The organism is Amycolatopsis sp. NPDC028719 (assembly GCF_055565395.1).
In genome coordinates, this window is record NZ_JBVHUL010000003.1 from 797,819 (window position 1) to 815,540 (window position 17,722).

Here is a 17,722-nt window from a genome sequence, read left to right on the forward strand (position 1 = left end):
CTCTGATCACGCGAGATGCCTGGGGGATCACAGCGTCAGCGGCGGAGGGGAACCAGGTCGTCGGCGTGGACGACCTCGCGGCGCTGCTCCGCCGGGAGCTCGGGGGTGGACCGGCCGATCAGGTCCGGGAGCTCCGTCGCGTCGAACGCCACCACTCCGCGGGCCACCGCGCGGTCCTTCGCGTCCACCAGGTCGACCACGTCGCCGGCCTGGAACTCGCCCTCCACGCCCGTGATGCCGGCCGCCAGCAGCGATCTGCGGCGGCGGACCACCGCCGTGACCGCGCCGTCGTCCAGGCGGAGCTTGCCCGTCGTGTCCGCCGCGTAGCCCAGCCAGAAGCGGCGGGCCGACAGGCGCGTGTCCGCCGGGGCGAACGCTGTTCCCGGGGAAGCGGAAGTCAACGCGGCCGAGGCTTCCGACGCCGCCGCCAGCAGGACCGGGATGCCCGCGCCCGCCGCCGTGCGGGCCGCCGCCAGCTTCGACACCATGCCGCCCGTGCCGAGGCCGGAGCTGGACATGCCGACCGAAATTCCGTCCACATCGGACTCCGAGAGGACCTCGGTGAGCTTGCGGGTGGCGCCGTCGCGGGGGTCGCCGTCGTAGAGACCGTCCACATCGGACAGCAGGATCAGCGCGTCCGCGCCGATCAGGTGCGCCACCAAGGCAGCCAGACGATCGTTGTCGCCGAAGCGGATCTCTTCCGTGGCCACCGTGTCGTTCTCGTTGACCACCGGGACCGCGCCGAGCGCCAGCAGCCGTGAGAACGTCCGCTGCGCGTTGCGGTAGTGCGACCGGCGGACGACGTCGTCGGATGTCAGCAGGACCTGGCCGACCGTCAGCGAAAACCGCCCGAACGACTCCGCGTACGCGTGCGCCAGGGCAAGCTGGCCGACGCTCGCCGCCGCCTGCTGGGTCGCGAGGTCACGCGGTCGCTTGGCGAGCGCGAGCGGGGCCAGCCCGGCCCCGATCGCGCCCGAAGAAACGAGGACGATCTGCGCGTCCCGGGAGACGCGCTCCGCGATCGCCTCGACCAGCGCGTCCAGCCGGGCCACGTCGAGCCCGCTGCCCGCCGTGGTCAGCGCCGACGAACCGACCTTGACCACCAGGCGACGGGCGGCCGCGATGGCTTCCCGCGTGCCGCTCACGCGTCGAGGTCCAGGTCGTCGCCTTCCGGCTCGTCCGAGCCGTCGCGCCGGATCCGGCGGGCTTCCTTGCGCTCGGCGGCGCCGACCCGGTCGTGGTTCTCGAGGCGGACGTCCGTGCCGCGCCCGGACAGGTGCATCGCGACGCTCGGCGTCGACGGCTCCCACTCGAACTGGACGTCGCCGATCGTGACCGGGCTGCCCGGCCGCGCGCCGAACTTCGCCAGCTTGTCCTCGACGCCGAGGCGGTTGAGCCGGTCGGCCAGGTAGCCGACGGCCTCGTCGTTGCCGAAGTCGGTCTGGCGGATCCACCGCTCCGGGCGGACGCCGCGCACGATGAACGCGCCCTCCTCCTCGGGGTCGAGCTCGACGGTGAACCCGGAGTCGTCGACGGCGAGCGGGCGCAGGACGATCGTCTCCGGCTCCAGCACCGGCTGCATCTCGCGGTACTGCTCGACCACCTTGGCGAGCGCGAAGGTCAGCTCCCGCAGGCCCTTGCGCGACGCCGTGGAGACCTCGAACACCTGCAGGCCACGGGCTTCGAACTCGGGCCGGACGAACTCGGCGAGCTCGGCGGCCTCCGGGACGTCGATCTTGTTGAGCACGACCACGCGCGGGCGCTCCTCGAGCTTCCCGCCGAGACCCGGGGTGTACTTGGCGAGTTCCGCTTCCAGCGCGTCCACATCGGACACCGGGTCGCGGCCGGGCTCGAGGGTGGCGCAGTCGACGACGTGCACCAGCACCGCGCAGCGCTCGATGTGGCGCAGGAAGTCGAGCCCCAGGCCCTTGCCCTCGGACGCGCCGGGGATCAGGCCGGGCACGTCGGCCATCGTGAACACCGTGTCGCCGCCGGTGATGACGCCGAGGTTCGGCACCAGCGTGGTGAACGGGTAGTCGGCGATCTTCGGCTTGGCCGCGGACAGCACCGAGATCAGCGACGACTTGCCGGCGGACGGGAAGCCGAGCAGGCCGACGTCGGCGACCGAGCGCAGTTCCAGGACCAGGTTGCGGGTCTCGCCCGGCTCGCCCAGCAGCGCGAACCCGGGAGCCTTGCGGGCCTTCGACGACAGCGCCGCGTTGCCGAGGCCACCGCGGCCGCCCTGCGCCGCGACGAACGTGGTGCCCGGGCCGATGAGGTCGGCGACCAGCTCGCCGTCCTCGGTGAACACGACGGTGCCCGACGGCACCTTCATCACCAGGGTCTCCCCCGCCGCGCCCGCGCGGTTGCCGCCCTGGCCCATCTTGCCGCTGCCCGCCTTGGCGTGCGGGCGGAAGTGGAAGTCGAGCAGGGTGTGCACGTTCGGGTCGACGACCAGCAGGACGTCGCCGCCGTTGCCGCCGTTGCCGCCGTCCGGGCCACCTAGGGGCTTGAACTTTTCGCGGTGCACCGAGGCGCAGCCGTTGCCCCCGTCACCGGCGGTCAGGTGGATGACCGCTCGGTCCACGAACCGGGACGCCATGACTTTGCCTCACTTCACTCAAGAAAAGGGTACGAACAAAACAAACGAGGGGCGGCACCGGATATTCCGGTCCCACCCCTCGTTCGAGGTCTAACGTCGAGAACCGAAGACTCAGGCCTCGACGGGCACGACGATGTTGACCGTCTTGCGGCCACGCTTCTCGCCGAACTGAACGGCGCCGGTGGCCAGCGCGAACAGCGTGTCGTCGCCGCCACGGCCGACGTTCACGCCCGGGTGGAACTTGGTGCCACGCTGGCGGATCAGGATCTCGCCGGCGTTGACCTGCTGGCCGCCGAAGCGCTTGACGCCGAGGCGCTGCGCGTTCGAGTCACGACCGTTGCGGGAGCTGGACGCACCCTTCTTGTGAGCCATAGCTCAATCCTCTTTCAGTCTTACCAAGATCCGGAAAGTTCTTACAGGGAGATGGCGGTGACCTCGACGCGGGTCAGCTTCTGCCGGTGACCCTGACGCTTGTGGTAGCCCGTCTTGTTCTTGAACTTGTGGATCCGGATCTTCGGACCCTTGGTCTGCTCGACGACCTTGCCGGTGACCGAGACCTTCGCCAGCGCGTCGGCGTCCGTGGTGACCTCGCCACCGTCGACGTACAAAACGGCGGGGAGGATGTGCTCGGTGCCCGGCTCGCCCTCGAGCTTCTCGACCTCGACGACGTCGCCGACGGCCACCTTGTACTGCTTGCCGCCGGTCTTGACGATCGCGTACGCCGACACGGAAGTCTCCTGCATTACTCGACAATGGGTGGGGGCCTGCACGATCGGCCCACCTCGGGGAGGTGGTCCTGCACTCGCGCAGCGACCTACTCTGGTGGCAGGCCGTACTACAGGTTACGTGGGGTGCCCCGGTGCGTTACCACCGGGGTCCCCTAGTCGTTCACTGGCTCTGGTCGGACGCGTGCACCGGCGGACCCGCCGGGCGCGACGCGGCCCGGCGCGACCGGCGCCGGGTGGGGCGCGTGGCCGGTTCGGGCACGCTGACCTCGGGATCGGCGACCGGTTCCGCCGGCTCGGCAGACACCACGGACTCCGTGACCGGCTCTTCGGCCGGTTCCGGCGCCGAGGTCCGCTCGACCGCCGGCTCGCCCAGCGGCACCGGGAGCTCGTCCGCCTCGGTGGTCACCGGGACGTCCGCGACCTCGGTGGCCGGCTCGGTGACGGCCTGCTGACGCGTCTCTTCGGCGGCCTCCGAAGACGCCACAGCCTCGGCCGTGTCGGTCACCTCCGGGACGTGCCCGTTGCCGTTCGGCACGCCGTGGTCGTGGTCCTTGGCCACCTTGGAGGCGTTGGCCATCGCCGCCACCGCCGAGGCGACCGACGCGCGCTGCTCCGGCGGCGGGACCGCGTGGACCTCGGCCTTGGCGGCCTCGGCCTGCTCCTTGGCGGCCTCTTCGCCCTTGCCGCGGCCCCGCGACCGGCGGGAGCTCTTCTCCCCGCCGCCGCCGTTGCCGCCACCATTGCCGCTGCCGCCGCCGTTGCCGCCGTGGGAGTGCGAGCCGCCACTGGTGCGCTGCACCTCGGTCGAGACGAGCACGCCCCGGCCCTTGCAGTGCTCGCACGGCGTCGAGAACGCCTCCAGCAGGCCGGTGCCGATCTTCTTGCGGGTCATCTGGACCAGGCCGAGCGAGGTGACCTCGGCGACCTGGTGGCGCGTGCGGTCACGGCCGAGGCACTCGGTCAGGCGGCGCAGCACCAGCTCGCGGTTGGACTCGAGCACCATGTCGATGAAGTCGATCACGATGATGCCGCCGATGTCCCGCAGCCGGAGCTGGCGGACGATCTCCTCCGCCGACTCCAGGTTGTTGCGGGTCACGGTCTCTTCGAGGTTGCCACCCGAACCGGTGAACTTGCCGGTGTTGACGTCGATGACCGTCATCGCTTCGGTGCGGTCGATGACCAGGTAACCGCCGGACGGCAGCCAGACCTTGCGGTCGAGCGCCTTGGTGATCTGCTCGTCGATCCGGTGGTCGGCGAACACGTCACCGGTGCCGGTGTAGCGCTTGACCCGCTCGGTCAGCTCCGGCGCGACGTGCCGGACGTAGTCGTTGATGGTCTCCCACGACCGGTTGCCCTGGATCTCCAGCTTGGCGAAGTCCTCGGTGAAGAGGTCCCGCACGACCTTGACCAGCAGGTCGGGCTCTTCGTAGAGCATGGTCGGAGCGCCGCCCTTCTTGCCGGAACCGGCGGCGGCCTTCTCCTTGATGACGTCCCACTGGGCCTTGAGGCGGTCGACGTCGCGGCCCAGCTCCTCCTCGCCGATGCCCTCGGAGGCGGTGCGGATGATGACACCCGCGTCCTCCGGGACGATCCGCTTGAGGATGTCCTTGAGCCGGCGGCGCTCGTTCTCCGGCAGCTTGCGGGAGATGCCGGTGGCGCCGCCCGCGGGCACGTACACCAGGAAGCGGCCGGGCAGCGAGATCTGCGTGGTCAGCCGGGCGCCCTTGTGCCCGACCGGGTCCTTGGTGACCTGGACCAGCACGGAGTCGCCGGTGGACAGCGCCTGCTCGATCTTGCGGGCCTTGCCCTCGAGGCCGGCGGCGTCCCAGTCGACCTCGCCGGCGTAGAGCACGGCGTTGCGGCCGCGGCCGATGTCGATGAACGCGGCTTCCATGCTCGGCAGCACGTTCTGGACGCGGCCGAGGTAGACGTTGCCGACGATCGAGCCGGAGCCCGACTGCGTCACGAAGTGCTCGACCAGCACGCCGTCCTCGAGGACGGCGATCTGCGTCGCATCCCCCTTTTCGAGGACGACCATCGCGCGCTCGACCGCCTCGCGCCGGGCCAGGAACTCGGCCTCGGACAGGATCGGGGCGCGGCGGCGGCCGGCCTCGCGCCCGTCGCGGCGGCGCTGGCGCTTGGCCTCCAGCCGCGTCGAGCCGCGGACGCTGCGCACCTCGTCGCGCGCCGGGCGTTCGCGTTCGGGCTGCTCGGCCTTGGCCTGGCGGACGTGGGTGACGGTGTTGGGCGGGTCGTCGACGGTTTCGGCGTCGTCGCCGTCCGAGCCCTTGCGGCGACGGCGGCGGCGACGGCGCTTGCTGCCGCCTTCGCCCTCGTCGCTGTCGTTGTCGGACTCGTCGGTGACGCCTTCGGGCTCTTCGGCGGCCTCGGACTCGTCCTTGGCCGGCTTCTCGTCGCCGTTGCGGGAGCGGCGGCGCGCGGGCGGCTGCTCCTCGGCCTGGGCGTCGTCGCCCTCGTTGTCGTTCTCGTCACTGCCGTCGGCGCCCTTGCCCCGGCCACGGCCGCGGCGCCCGCGGCGGCGGCGACGGCGGCTGTTGGCGTCGTCACCGTCGTCGTCACCGGAGTCGGTGGCCGGCGTGGTGTCCTCGGCCTCCTCGTCTTCGACGAGCTCCGGCTCGGGCCGCTTCGCCGGGGCGACCGGCTCCGCGAACGGGTCGGCCGGCTTGCGGGCCGGCTTGGTGGCCGCGGGCTCCGGCGGCAGGAAGACCGGCGACGGGGCGGCGAACACCGGCAGGTGCGCGCGGGTCTTCTGCCGCGGGCGCGGCTTCTCGGCTTCGGCGGCCGGCACCTCGGGCACGGCGGGCACTGCAGGCACCTCGGGGCGGGCCGTTGGGGCCTGCTCCGCCGGCGCCGGGGCCTGCTCGGCGGGCGCTTCACCGGCGTCGGCCGGGGCGAAGGTCTCGGCCACCTTGAGCGCGATGTCCCTGGTCACGCTCGACTGCGCGCTCCGCACGCTCTCGCCCAGCTCGACGAGCTTGGCGAGGACGTCCCGGCTGTTCTTCTCGAGCAGCTTGGCCAGCGCGTGCACCCGGATCCGGGCAGGCAATTCGGCCAGCGGACCGCTCGTGGGTGTGGCGGGATTCCCGCCGGTCTGCTCGGCGGGTGTTTCCGCGTTCGACATGTGTCTCCTCCGCCCCCGGGCGCGTCTGCCGGTGCTCACCGGCAGGGACGCGGCCGCGCAGGGGCCCCTTTCTGTTCGTTCCGCCGTGGTGGTCACCAGCGACGGGAATCCTGGCCCGACGACCGGGCGGCGCACCCCCGCATCCGGCGGCGCGACCCGGCCAAAGGTCTGCTCGGCGGCGTGCGTGGCCAGGCTCTCGCGACCCCCGGGCCGCCCGCCACGTCGTCCAGCCGCCCGCTCCCGGGCGGCGACGCGCGTCGTGCTGTACATGCACATCACCGGGCCACAACGCCGCAGGCAGCACCTCTCACGTGCGCCCCGCGGCCCAGCGGCCACCCCGAGTATCCCACACCGGGTGACTGCTCCGTCGTACTCGGTACCTCCGCCCACGCCGCCGGGCGCGCCGGGGCCCCCACCGGCCGGGGGAACTTGGCCGTAGCGCTTGTCCGCCGGGCACGGGGTGGCTACCGTGCGGCTCGGGGTGACCGGGATCTCGCGCGCCGGCACCCGCGGTTCCTGCATCCGGTGGGAGGTCCGGTGTCCCTGCTGGCGCGGCCGCTGCGGGCGGCCGTGTGCACCGTCCTGGTGCTTTCGGGATGCGTCCCCGCCGGTCCGGCGGCGGCCGACGAACTCGCCTGCGGCCACGGCCGGAACCTGCGTTACGTCGTCACCTTCGACCGCGGCACGCCCGAGTCCACCGCCCGCGCGCGGGTCACCGGCGCGTGCGGCGCCACCACCGTGTACTACCCGCAGATCGCCGTCGCCGTCGCCACCTCGGGCGACTCCGCGTTCGGCGCGCGGATCGGGCTCGACCGGGCGTTCAGCGCCCAGGCCGAACGGCTGGCCGCGCAGCGCGCCACCGAGGTCCGGCCGCAGCCCGCGCGGGCGACGCTGCCCGCCACCGACCCGGCTCGCGTCCCCACCGCGGACCTGAGCGACCGGCAGTGGGACATGCGGATGATCAACGCGGGCCGGGCGCCGGGCGAGTCCGGCGGCAGCCGCGGCGTCGTCGTCGGCGTCCTCGACTCCGGGATCGACCCCGATCACCCGGACCTCAGCGGCGCCCTCGACCGCGACGACTCCGCCGGCTGCCTGACCGGCGCCCCCGACCGGTCGCCGTCGGCCTGGGCGCCGACGACGTCGGTGCACGGGACGCACGTGGCGGGGACCATCGCGGCGGCCGACGACGGACGCGGCGTGACGGGTGTGGCGCCCGGGGTCAGGGTGGCGTCGGTGAAGGTCATCGACGACCGCGGCTACGCCGACCCGGAGGCCGCGGTGTGCGGGCTGATGTGGGCGGCGTCACGGCACATGCGGCTGACGAACAGCAGTTTCTTCGTGAACCCGTGGACGCTGTCGTGCATCCGCGGCGACGACCGCGGGGTGGTGCACGAGGTGCTGGCGCGCGCGGTCGAATACAGCACGGCGGCGGGCACGCTGAACGTCGCGGCGGCGACCAACGAGGCCGTCGACCTGACGCCGTCGGCGCGGTCCGGCTCGGCCGGGGCGGGTTCCGGGTGCGAAGCGCTGCCGGCCGCGCTGCGGGACGTCGTCGCGGTGTCCGCCGTCGGGCCGGACCGGGTGAAGGCGGGCTACAGCTCGTACGGGCTGGGCGTGATCGACGTCACGGCGCCCGGCGGGGAGACGGGCGAGTGCGTGCTTTCGACGGTGCCGGGCGGGTACGCGCCGCTGTGCGGGACGTCCATGGCCGCACCGCACGTCACCGGGGTGCTGGCGCTGCTGGCGTCCGCGCACCGGGACGCGGGGCCCCGGCAGCTGCGGCGGACCCTCGACGCCCAGGCGATGCCGATGCCGTGCCCGGCCGACTACGACCTCACCGGGGACGGCACCCAGGACGCCTACTGCGCCGGGTACGAGGGGTTCAACGGCTTCTACGGGCACGGGATGGTGGACGCGCTGGCCGCCGTCGCGCCGCGGGGACGGCCCGACCCGGCCCGGTGAGCCGCTCCCGCTCGTGCGGGAAACCGGGACTCGCGTGATCAGGGACGGAACTGGCGTGATCGGGCGGGTCACTCGCGTGTCTGGAGGGGCATTTCGCGTGATTGGAGGGGCATCACGCGTGATTGGAGGGTCGGGTTGTCAGGTCAGGAGGAGTTTGGCTATTCGGCGGGTCGAGGCCCAGAGACCCACGGCGCCCAGGAGCAGCAGGTAGGCCAGGTTGATCAGCATGCTGCCGGACAGCAGGCCCGTCGCGAGGCCGCGCATCAGCTCGATCGCGTGGTAGAGCGGGAGGCAGCGGACCACCCACTGCAGCGGCTCCGGGTACACCGACAGCGGGAAGAACGTCGTCGCGAAGAGGAACATCGGCATCAGGGCGAGCGCGATGTAGTCGAACTGGGCCGTCGACCGCACGAACGTCACCAGGGCCATGCCGATCGCCGAGAACGCGAGCCCCACCAGCAGCGCCGCCGGGACCATCAGCAACGCCCACCACGACGCCAGCAGCCCCATCGCCGCCGCGATCGCGAGGAACGCCACCGCGTAGACGCCGCCGCGGGTCATCGCCCAGCCGATCTCGCCGAGCGCCACGTCCAGGGGGCCGATCGGCGTCGCCAGCATCGCGTCGTACAGCTTCGCGTAGCGCAGCTTGAAGAACAGGTTGTACGTCGACTCGAAGACCGCGCCGTTCATCGCCGACGTCGCCAGCAGCGCCGGCGCCACGAACGCGACGTAGCCCATCGGCCGGCCGTCCGGGCCCGCGACCTCGGTGACCAGCTTGCCGAACCCCACCTGGAAGGCCAGCAGGTAGAGGAACGGCTCGGCCGCGCCGGAGACGAAGATGGCCCAGCCGGTGCGGCTCGCGCGCATCGATCGCTCGACGAGCATGCGGGCGCGGCCCGCGTACAGCCCGGGCGGCAGGATCCGCAGCAGCAGACCGGCCCGCGCCGGGGGAGCTTGGACGCTCACCATCACTCCATCAGCCTCCGGTAGAAGGCCCGGTGCGCGACCGCCCACCCGGCCGCGAACAACGCCGCGAGCACCGCGAAGTGGCCGAGCATCGCCCAGCCGCCGACTCCCCCGACGCTCACGCCGCGGGCCAGCTGCGAGCCGTGCCACAGCGGGGAAAGCCAGGCCAGCCAGCGGATCGCGCCGGGCAGCTGGGAAATCGGGAAGAACGTGCCGCTGAACAACGTCATCGGCATGACGACGAAGCGGAAGACCAGGCCGAAGCGCTGGCCTTCGTCGAACGTCCGCGCCGCCAGCGCGGTGACCGGCGTGGCGCAGGCGAGCCCGGTGACCGTGCCCACGAGGATCACCAGCAGCACGCTCGGCCCGGTCCAGGCGCCGAAGAACAGCGCGACGAACGCGTAGATCGCGCCGGCGAGCGTCAGCCGCAGCGCCGACCAGATCAGGTGGCCGCCGAGCACCTGGCCCGGCGACACCGGCGTCGCCGTGACCGCCAGGTAGTCCTTCTGCCACTTGAACCCCGACAGCACGGGGTAGCTCGATTCGCCGACGGCCTGCTGCGCGGCACCGGCGGCGAGCAGCGCCGGGGCGATGTACTGCAGGTAGGACAGGCCGCCGGTGACCGCGCCGGGCCGCACCTGCGACCCGAAGCCGAGGCCCATCGCGGCGAGGAACAGCACCGGCTGGAGGCCGGTGGAGTACAAAGTGGACAGCCAGTGGCGCCGGTACCAGGTCCAGTGCCCTTCGACGCGCAGCCAGGCGCCCTGCCAGCTGCCGACGACGCGGCCGGTGGATTCGACGGTGGTCATGGCCGCCTCCCCGGACACGACCGGCCGAGCCGCGGGAGCCGGGGGCTCGCCCCCGGGCGGGGTGTGGGGGCCGCGCCCCCACGGAACACCCTGACGAGGGTCATCGGCGAGCGCCTTCCGCGAGCATGATCCTGTCCCCTCCCGAGTCAGTCGACCAAGGTCCGGCCGGTCAGGCGGAGGAACACGTCCTCCAGCGAGCTCCGGCGCACCAGGCTCGACAAGGGCCGCAGCCCGCGGGAATGCGCGTGCTCCAGGGCGTCCTCGCCGTCGTTGCTGTAGAGCAGGACCCGGTCCGGCAGGACCTCCACCCGCTCGGCGAGCCCCTCGACCTGCTGCGCCGCCGCGACCTGCTGCCCCACCGGGAACCGCAGCTCGACGACCTCCCGCGTCGAATACCGGCTGATCAGCTCCGAAGGCGAACCCTCCGCGGCGATCCGGCCGTGGTCCATCACGACGAGGCGATCGCACAGCTGCTCCGCCTCGTCCATGTAGTGCGTCGTGACGATCAGCGTCGTGCCCTGCTCCTTGAGCCGGAACAGGCGGTCCCACAGCAGGTGACGGGCCTGCGGGTCGAGGCCCGTCGTCGGCTCGTCGAGCAGCAGCAGTTCCGGGTCGTTGACCAGGGAACGCGCGATCGTCAGGCGGCGTTTCATGCCGCCCGACAGCGGTTCGACCTTGTCCGCGGCCCGGTCGCCCAGCTGCGCGAACTCCAGCAGCTCGTCCGCTTTGCTGCGGGCGGCCGCCCGCGAGAGCCCGAAGTACCGGCCGTAGATCAGCAGGTTCTCCCGGACCGACAGCTCGACGTCCAGGTTGTCCTGCTGCGGCACCACGCCGAGGCGTGCGCGGATCCGCGGGCCGGCCACCTCCGGATCCAGCCCCAGCACGCGGAGGTCGCCGTCGGTGCGCGGCGACACGCACGCGATCATCCGCATCGTCGACGACTTGCCGGCGCCGTTCGGGCCGAGGAAGCCGAACGCCTCCCCGCGCCGCACCTCGACGTCGATCCCGCGCACGGCCTCGAACTCGCCGAAGCGCTTCACCAGTGCCTTGGCCTGCACCAGTGCCGGTTCCCGGTCCTCCGATTCGTCCACCCCCCGACCATACGAGCGGGCACCGACAAAAACCGAACGGTTTAGCCCCGCACGGTCACGACCAGCGTCCGCGTCACCCCGTTGACCGTCACCGACAGCCGCGCGACACCCGGCCGCAACGCCGTCAGGACACCGGAGGCCGGGTCGAACGCGACGACACCCCGGCCGACCGTCCAGTCCGCGCTCACCGGGTACGCCACCGGCACGTCCCGGGTGCCCTGCCGCAGCGTCGCACGCACGTCCGCGCGGTCACCCGGGGCCAGCGACGCGGGCCCCGACAGCGTCAGCGAGTCGACGTTCGGCCGCGTCTCGAAGCGCACCGGCTGGGCGCGGTCGGCCGGGTCGACGCTCAGCAGCGTCCAGCCGACGAACCCCCCGTCGCCGGGCGCGGCCGCGGGCGCCTTGCCCGAGTTGCCGTTGACCAGGTACGGCACGCCGTCCACGCGCGACAGCGAGAACACGCCCGCGTGCGAAGCCACCGCAGCCGCCGGTTTGCCGGACACCTGCTCGAACCCCGTCAGCCACTGGGTCAGCAGCGTGGCTTCCTTCCGGTCGCCGAGCTGGGAGTTCCCGGTCGGGCTCGGGTCCTTCACCGGGTGGTGCATCGCGACGACGACCCCGCGGATCGACCGGTCGGCAGCGGCGGAGTCGAGCGCCGAGCGCAGCATCCGGACCTGGTCGAACCCGCCTGCTCGCAGCGAGCCGCGCGAAGAGTCCATCAGCACCAGCCGGATGCCGTGCACGTCGACGACCCGGTGGGTGACGCCGAACGCGGCCTGGAAGTTGGCGAGGCCGTTGCCGCCTTCGGCTTCGTGGTTGCCCGGCACGTAGTACCAGGGCACCTTGCCGTCGAGCTCCTCGGTGATCACCTGCCGGGCCAGCACGAAGTCGGGCGCCGTGCCGCGGTCGACGAAGTCGCCGTTGATCAGCACCAGGTCCGGCTTCGCCGCGACGGCTTCCCGCAGCGCCCGCCGGGCCTGCGCGACCAGCGGCCCGGTGGGGTCGTCCGCGGTGAACTGCGCGTCGCTGACGACCGCGACGCGCAGGCCGCCGGCCAGGGTGCCGTCGGTGACCAGCGCCGGGTCGTGCGCCGCCGGATCGGCCGGCACCGCCGTCGTCGGCGCCACCTCGAAGGTCAGGTCGTCGAACACCAGGTGACCTTCGTACTGCTGGTCCGGCACGTTCTCGACGGCGTAGAAGCGCGTCAGCCGCTGGCCCTCGGGCAGCCCGGCCGGGACCGCGGCGGTGACGTACCGCCAGCCCGTCCAGCCGACGCTCAACGACAAGTCCACAATGGACGCGACGTTCGCCGCGTCGCGCAGCTCCGCCCGCAGCCACGCGCCCTGGCCGTCGCCGTTCACCCACAGCCCGATCTTCTGCGTGCCCGCCGGAACCGCGAGCGGGGAAGACGGCGTCACGTACGCGGCGCGGGTCGCGGTCGTGCCGGTGAGCCGGTAGTCCAGCGCGAGCCCGGCACCGCCGTCACGCCCGGGCGCCGCGGACAGCGCCGCGCCGACGACCGCCGGGAACACCGTCGCCGTCCAGCCCGCCGGCCCGTCCAGCGGCGCCGCGACCTGCGGCACGGTCCCCACCGAAGCGGCCAGGTGCGTGGTGAGGCCCGCCGCGGCCGCGGTGATCGCGGTGGCGCCGGACGCGGTCAGCGCGGTCACCGCGTACCCGTCGCCCGACGGCTCGACCCGCACGACGGAGTGGTCGTAGTCGAGCTTGACGTCGTCGGCTTCCAGCCAGGTGCCGTAGCCGTCGTCGTCGTAGCCGTAGACCTTGAACGTGCTCTTCGCGCCGGCGCCGGACAACGCGACCTGCTCGGTGCTCGTGCCCAGCCGGACCGGCTTGCCCAGCACGGAAAGCGCCGTCTTCCCGGACGCGCGGCCGGAGCGCGCGACGACGTCGACGCCGCCCGCGCCGTGGCCGGTGACGACCCCGCGGGTCACGGTGGCCCGCCGGGGGTCGGACGTGCTCCAGCGCGGGTCGGCGGCCACCGCGGCGCCGGTCTCGTCGTGACCGTCGGCGACCAGGTGGCGGGTCAGGCCGGTCAGCACGCGGTTCGCGTCCGCCGTGGCCACGGCGGGCGCCGGCGCGAAGCCGGTGAGCTTGCCGCTGCCGGGCACGGTCGCGAAGCCGATCCCGTTGGGCACCAGGCGTTCCGCACCGTCGGACGGCGCGTTGCGGACGCTCGGCGCGGCTTCGCCCTCGGTGCGTGCCAGGAGCGTCGACGAGCCACCGCCGTCGAGGTTGATCGCGTCGTCGGCGCCGAGGCTCTTCAGGTGCCTCGCCAGCTCCAGCTCGGTCATCCCGCGGCTGTCGGCCTGGCGTCCGTCCACAGTGGCCAGCCACAGCCGCTTGCCGTCGGCGGAGAAGCCGACCGCCGTCCGCGGGTGCATGGCCACGTCGTCGACCGGCTGCACGACGCCGTCGCGGAGCAGGACTTCGTTGCCGCCCACGGCGACCGCGATCTTCCCCGCGTCCGAGCGCGGCGCGTACGTGACGCCGACCGGGTCGCCCGGCTCGAGCGCCGCGAGGACGTCCGCCCCGGCTTCGCGGGCCAGCAGCAGCGTGGTGCCCGCCGCGATGGGACCGTCGGCGGGCTGCTCGCGCACGGCGGTGACGACGCCGTCGCGCAGCTCGACCTCGCGCACCCGGGACGCCCCGGCGACCGAGGTCGCGCGGCCCGAGGCGCCCCACAACGGCGTGTAGACACCGATCGCGTCCTTCTCGAGGACCGGGCTGTTGAAGTTCGTGGCCCGCACCGCGCCGCCGGGCAGCGTCACCGTGGCTTCGAGGAAGACCGAGGCCAGCCGGGCCTTGCCTTCGTCGGTGATCGCGGCGGTGTAGTTGTGGCCGGCGGCGGGCGCGGTCTGCAGCTGCCCGTGGTCGATGCCGACGCCGATCGGCGCGCCGGTGGCGTTGATGTCGAAGAAGTCGCCGTTCACGCCGGCGACCGCGCCGGTGCGCGCGACCTGCTGCGAAAGCGGCGTGCGCGCGGACACCGTGCCAGGGCTCAGGTACGTCGGCTTCACGACCTTGCTGCCCAGGTCGACGGCGAGGGTGTCGCCGCGGATCCAGCCCGCCGGGTCGAACCGGTCGAACTGGGTGAGGTTCAGGCCGGGCGCGACCTCGGTGGTCGCGCTGCCGGTGACGAGCCCGTCGTCGGGGTCCGCGGCGGCGAAGGCGGCCGGGCCCTGGTGGTCCGACGACGCGGCGGGCGCGGCCTCGACCGGCGGCGTGCCGAGCGGCGCCCGGAGCGGGTCGGCGTGGGCGGGAACAGCGAACGCCGTCGCGACCAGGGCGACGAACGGCAGCAGAACGCTGCGGCAACCGGGGCTTCGCCCCGAGCCGGGGGCTCCGCCACCCGGACCCCCGAACAGCATGTGGGACTTCTTCACCAGGTACCCCAGTATCGAGTGGAAGTGAGCCGGACCAGCTCAGCGCAGTGGCACGGCCGGGGGAAGGCTTCCCGGTGAACGCCGCCTGAATGGTCTAGAACAGCTCTCGGGTCAGGCGGTGAAAGGAGCTTTGAGGAGCTGGTCGGCGACCGCGGGGTCACCGCTGACGCTCGGTGGGGGTGCGGTTCGCTTCCACAGGTGCAGCAGGAGGTCCCGGGCCGTCGCCTCGGCGGTCGCGGCGGGTTCGGTCGCCGGGCCGAGCGCGGGCGGTTCCCCCGGGTGCAGCGTCCAGACGTCGCCGGTGTCGGTGGCGCGCAGCGCGAGGGGCGCGGTCAGCGACGGCGCGGCGTGCCAGCGCGTGACGCGCGGGAGCCAGGCGGTCAGGACCTCGTCGACGCCGTCCGCGGCCACGGCCGGGTCGAGCACGTGGTCGCTGCCCGAGTCGGCGAGGTGAACCGCGGTTTCGTGCACCTGGCGGCGGAACCAGAACGCCTTGGTCTTCTCGGTGCCGCCGAAGTGCCAGCAGCGGTCTTCGGGCGTGGCGGCTTCGAGCGCGTCGAGCAGGAGTCCGGCGCTTTCGGCGTACCAGGACGCCGGCTCGGCGTCCGCGCCGGTTTCGAAGTTCTGCGGCTGCACTTCCCCGGTGGTGACGACGGTGCCGGCCCAGCGGTGCACGTTCCCGAGGTGGGTGCCGAGGTCGGCCAGCGTCCAGCCGGCGCAGTCGGGCACCGCGGCGGCCGGGTCGCCGGTGCGCAGCCGCTCGGCGAACGCGCTGGTCAGCTCGCGCAGCACCGGCAGGTACTCGCGGGCGGGGAACGGCATCGTCGTCACGGGTGCTCCTGGGGAGAACCGGGACCACGCGCGGGCGTGGCCCCGGTGCCGATCACAGGTCGGGGAACCAGAGCTTCAGCTCGCGCTCGGCCGACTCCGGCGAGTCCGAGCCGTGGACCAGGTTGTACTGGGTCTCCAGCGCGAAGTCGCCGCGGATGGTGCCCGGGGTGGCCTTCTCGACCGGGTCGGTGCCGCCGGCCAGCTGGCGGAACGCGGCGATGGCGCGCGGGCCTTCGACGGCGAGCGCGACCAGCGGGCCCGAGGTGATGAACTCCAGCAGGTCGCCGAAGAACGCACGCTCCTTGTGCTCGGCGTAGTGCTCCTCGGCCAGTGCCTGCGGAACGGTCCGCAGCTCGAGGGCGGCGAGCTTCAGGCCCTTGCGCTCGATCCGCGAGACGACCTCGCCGACGAGGCCGCGCGCGACGCCATCGGGCTTGACGAGGACCAGCGTGCGTTCAGTCACGACGGTGTTTCTCCTTGCTGCTGCTCTTCGGGGGTCCGGGTGGCGGAGCCCCCGGCTCGGGACGGAGCCCCGGATGTCATTGGTGCGTATCGGTGCGCGTGAGCGTAGCCGACCCTCCTCAGCGGCCCTGCGGGTGCAGCTTCTTCGACCACAGCGACGCCCCGGTGGCATCCCTCAGGTCCACCGTGAGATCTCCGCCGGCGCCGTCGATGTTCAGCTCGCCGAAGTGCTGGAAGCCGTCGATCGGGGCCGTGTTCGCGACCGGTGGGGCGTGGACGAACACCGCCTCCGGGCCGAACGTCGGGTCGAGCGCGTTCGGGCCGAACGCCCCCGCGTTCAGCGGCCCGGACACGAACTCCCAGAACGGGTCGAAGTCCGGGAAGGCCGCGCGGTCCGGCGAATAGTGGTGCGCCGCCGTGTAGTGGACGTCCGCCGTCAGCCAGACCACGTTGCGGACGCGACGGCGCTGGATCTCCCGCAGCACCCACGCCAGTTCCGTCTCGCGCCCGCCCGGCGCGCCCGGCAGGTTGTTCGCCACCGCTTCGATCGCGGTGCCGTCCGGGACGACCAGGCCGAGCGGCATGTCCGCCTGGACGATCTTCCACGTCGCCGTGCTGCGGCCGAGCGCGTCGGCCAGCCAGCGCGCCTGCCGGTCGCCGAGGATGTAGCCCGGCTTCGTCTGGTCCGCGGTGTTCGCGTCGCGGTAGGTTCGCATGTCCAGCACGAAGATCTCGGCCCGTGAGCCGTACCGGAAACTGCGGTAGACACGGCCGTCGACGGCCTGGCGAGCGTCGATCGGGTGCCACTCGTGGAACGCCTGGTACGCCCGCGGCGCGAGCACGTCGACGCGCTTTTCGGTGTAGGCCGGGAGGTCGAGGATCTCGCCCGGGTACCAGTTGTTCAAGACCTCGTGGTCGTCCCACTGGGCGTAGACCGGCACCTGCGCGGCGAAGCGCTTGAAGTGGGTGTCGAGGCGGTTGTACGCGTGCTGGCCGCGGTACTCGTCGAGGGTCTCGGCGACCTTGGACTTCTCCGCCGTGACGACGTTGCGCCACGTGCGGCCGCCGGGCAGGGTGACCGTCTCCGTCAGCGGGCCGTCCGCGTACACCGTGTCGCCGCTGTGCAGGAAGAGGTCGGGCCGGCGGGCGGCCATCGCGGAGAAGATCGTCATGCCGCCCAGGTCCGGGTTGATCCCCCAGCTCTGGCCGACGACGTCGCCCGACCACAGGATCCGGGTGTCGCGGCGGCCCACCGGGGCGGTGGCGAACCGGCCGGTCAGCGGCTCGCTCGTCGCGCGCCCGTCGAGGGACTCCGCCGTGACGCGGTAGTGGTACTCGGTGCCGGGCGCGAGACCGGCGACGCGGACCTGCCCGGTCCCGCCGGTGGCCGGCCCGGCGAGCGGGCCGGGCACGCGGCGGGCGTGCCGGAACGAGGGGTCGCGCGCGATCTCGACGACCAGCCGCGACGGCCGGTCGGCCCGCGACCAGACGATCGCCGAGCCGGGCGTGACGTCGCCGGACTGGACGCCGTGGGTGAGCACCGGCCGGCCGCCGCGCAGCAGCGGGGTCGCGGCGAAGGCCGTCGAAGGCAGCACGAGACCGGCGGCGGCGCCGGTGAGCCCGGCCTTGAGCAGGGTGCGGCGGGAGTGGTGGGTCGGTTCGGTCATGCGCGGTTTCTATCCCGCCCCGGCCAACGCCGGATGGCGTGCGGGTGAACGGATCCCC

13 protein-coding genes are annotated in these 17,722 nt (G+C 73.1%); 1 reads left to right on the top strand and 12 read right to left on the bottom strand.

Going from position 1 to position 17,722, the window contains the following annotated elements; genetic code table 11:
• Window positions 1-35 precede the first annotated feature (35 nt).
• From proB to ACZ4TR_RS17315, 5 genes are all read right to left on the bottom strand, one after another.
• Window positions 36-1,145, bottom strand: a complete 1,110-nt coding sequence (proB, locus tag ACZ4TR_RS17295; RefSeq protein ID WP_465287935.1) for a glutamate 5-kinase — start codon at window positions 1,143-1,145, stop codon at window positions 36-38.
• Window positions 1,142-2,602 (bottom strand): GTPase ObgE, encoded by a 1,461-nt coding sequence (obgE, locus tag ACZ4TR_RS17300; protein ID WP_364517280.1) that lies wholly within the window; start codon window positions 2,600-2,602, stop codon window positions 1,142-1,144. Before obgE ends, proB begins: the two co-directional genes overlap by 4 nt.
• A gap of 111 nt (window positions 2,603-2,713) precedes the next feature.
• Window positions 2,714-2,974, bottom strand: a complete 261-nt coding sequence (gene rpmA / locus ACZ4TR_RS17305; RefSeq protein ID WP_013228479.1) for a 50S ribosomal protein L27 — start codon at window positions 2,972-2,974, stop codon at window positions 2,714-2,716.
• 41 nt (window positions 2,975-3,015) lie between these two features.
• On the bottom strand, window positions 3,016-3,330 hold the full coding sequence (gene rplU, locus ACZ4TR_RS17310; protein ID WP_086678418.1) for a 50S ribosomal protein L21: 315 nt from the start codon (window positions 3,328-3,330) through the stop codon (window positions 3,016-3,018).
• A gap of 160 nt (window positions 3,331-3,490) precedes the next feature.
• A complete protein-coding gene (locus ACZ4TR_RS17315) occupies window positions 3,491-6,472 on the bottom strand; it encodes a translation initiation factor IF-2 N-terminal domain-containing protein (protein WP_465287936.1) in 2,982 nt (993 codons plus the stop codon).
• A 537-nt stretch (window positions 6,473-7,009) separates the two neighbouring features.
• Between ACZ4TR_RS17315 and ACZ4TR_RS17320 the strand changes: the two genes are divergently transcribed.
• Window positions 7,010-8,434: a S8 family peptidase gene (locus ACZ4TR_RS17320; RefSeq protein ID WP_465287937.1), complete on the top strand. Its 1,425-nt coding sequence runs from the start codon at window positions 7,010-7,012 to the stop codon at window positions 8,432-8,434.
• 138 nt (window positions 8,435-8,572) lie between these two features.
• Here ACZ4TR_RS17320 and ACZ4TR_RS17325 read toward each other — a convergent pair whose 3' ends face one another.
• The 7 genes from ACZ4TR_RS17325 to ACZ4TR_RS17355 all read right to left on the bottom strand — a co-directional run bounded on the left by ACZ4TR_RS17325 (window position 8,573) and on the right by ACZ4TR_RS17355 (window position 17,664).
• Complete coding sequence (locus ACZ4TR_RS17325) at window positions 8,573-9,403, bottom strand: ABC transporter permease (RefSeq protein ID WP_465287938.1); 831 nt, start codon at window positions 9,401-9,403, stop codon at window positions 8,573-8,575.
• Entirely contained in the window at window positions 9,403-10,209 is an 807-nt protein-coding gene (locus ACZ4TR_RS17330) for an ABC transporter permease (RefSeq protein ID WP_364517272.1), read from the bottom strand. Before ACZ4TR_RS17330 ends, ACZ4TR_RS17325 begins: the two co-directional genes overlap by 1 nt.
• A gap of 146 nt (window positions 10,210-10,355) precedes the next feature.
• Window positions 10,356-11,300 (bottom strand): ABC transporter ATP-binding protein, encoded by a 945-nt coding sequence (locus ACZ4TR_RS17335; RefSeq protein WP_465287939.1) that lies wholly within the window; start codon window positions 11,298-11,300, stop codon window positions 10,356-10,358.
• A 41-nt stretch (window positions 11,301-11,341) separates the two neighbouring features.
• Complete coding sequence (locus ACZ4TR_RS17340; RefSeq protein WP_465288128.1) at window positions 11,342-14,623, bottom strand: phosphodiester glycosidase family protein; 3,282 nt, start codon at window positions 14,621-14,623, stop codon at window positions 11,342-11,344.
• Window positions 14,624-14,815: 192 nt separating this feature from the next.
• The gene (locus ACZ4TR_RS17345; RefSeq protein ID WP_465287940.1) at window positions 14,816-15,535 is read right to left on the bottom strand and encodes a maleylpyruvate isomerase family mycothiol-dependent enzyme; all 720 of its coding nucleotides are present in this window, start codon (window positions 15,533-15,535) and stop codon (window positions 14,816-14,818) included.
• 52 nt (window positions 15,536-15,587) lie between these two features.
• Window positions 15,588-15,998: a nucleoside-diphosphate kinase gene (gene ndk, locus ACZ4TR_RS17350; protein ID WP_004561228.1), complete on the bottom strand. Its 411-nt coding sequence runs from the start codon at window positions 15,996-15,998 to the stop codon at window positions 15,588-15,590.
• 118 nt (window positions 15,999-16,116) lie between these two features.
• Entirely contained in the window at window positions 16,117-17,664 is a 1,548-nt protein-coding gene (locus ACZ4TR_RS17355) for an alkaline phosphatase D family protein (protein WP_465287941.1), read from the bottom strand.
• Between the last annotated feature and the right edge of the window lie 58 nt (window positions 17,665-17,722).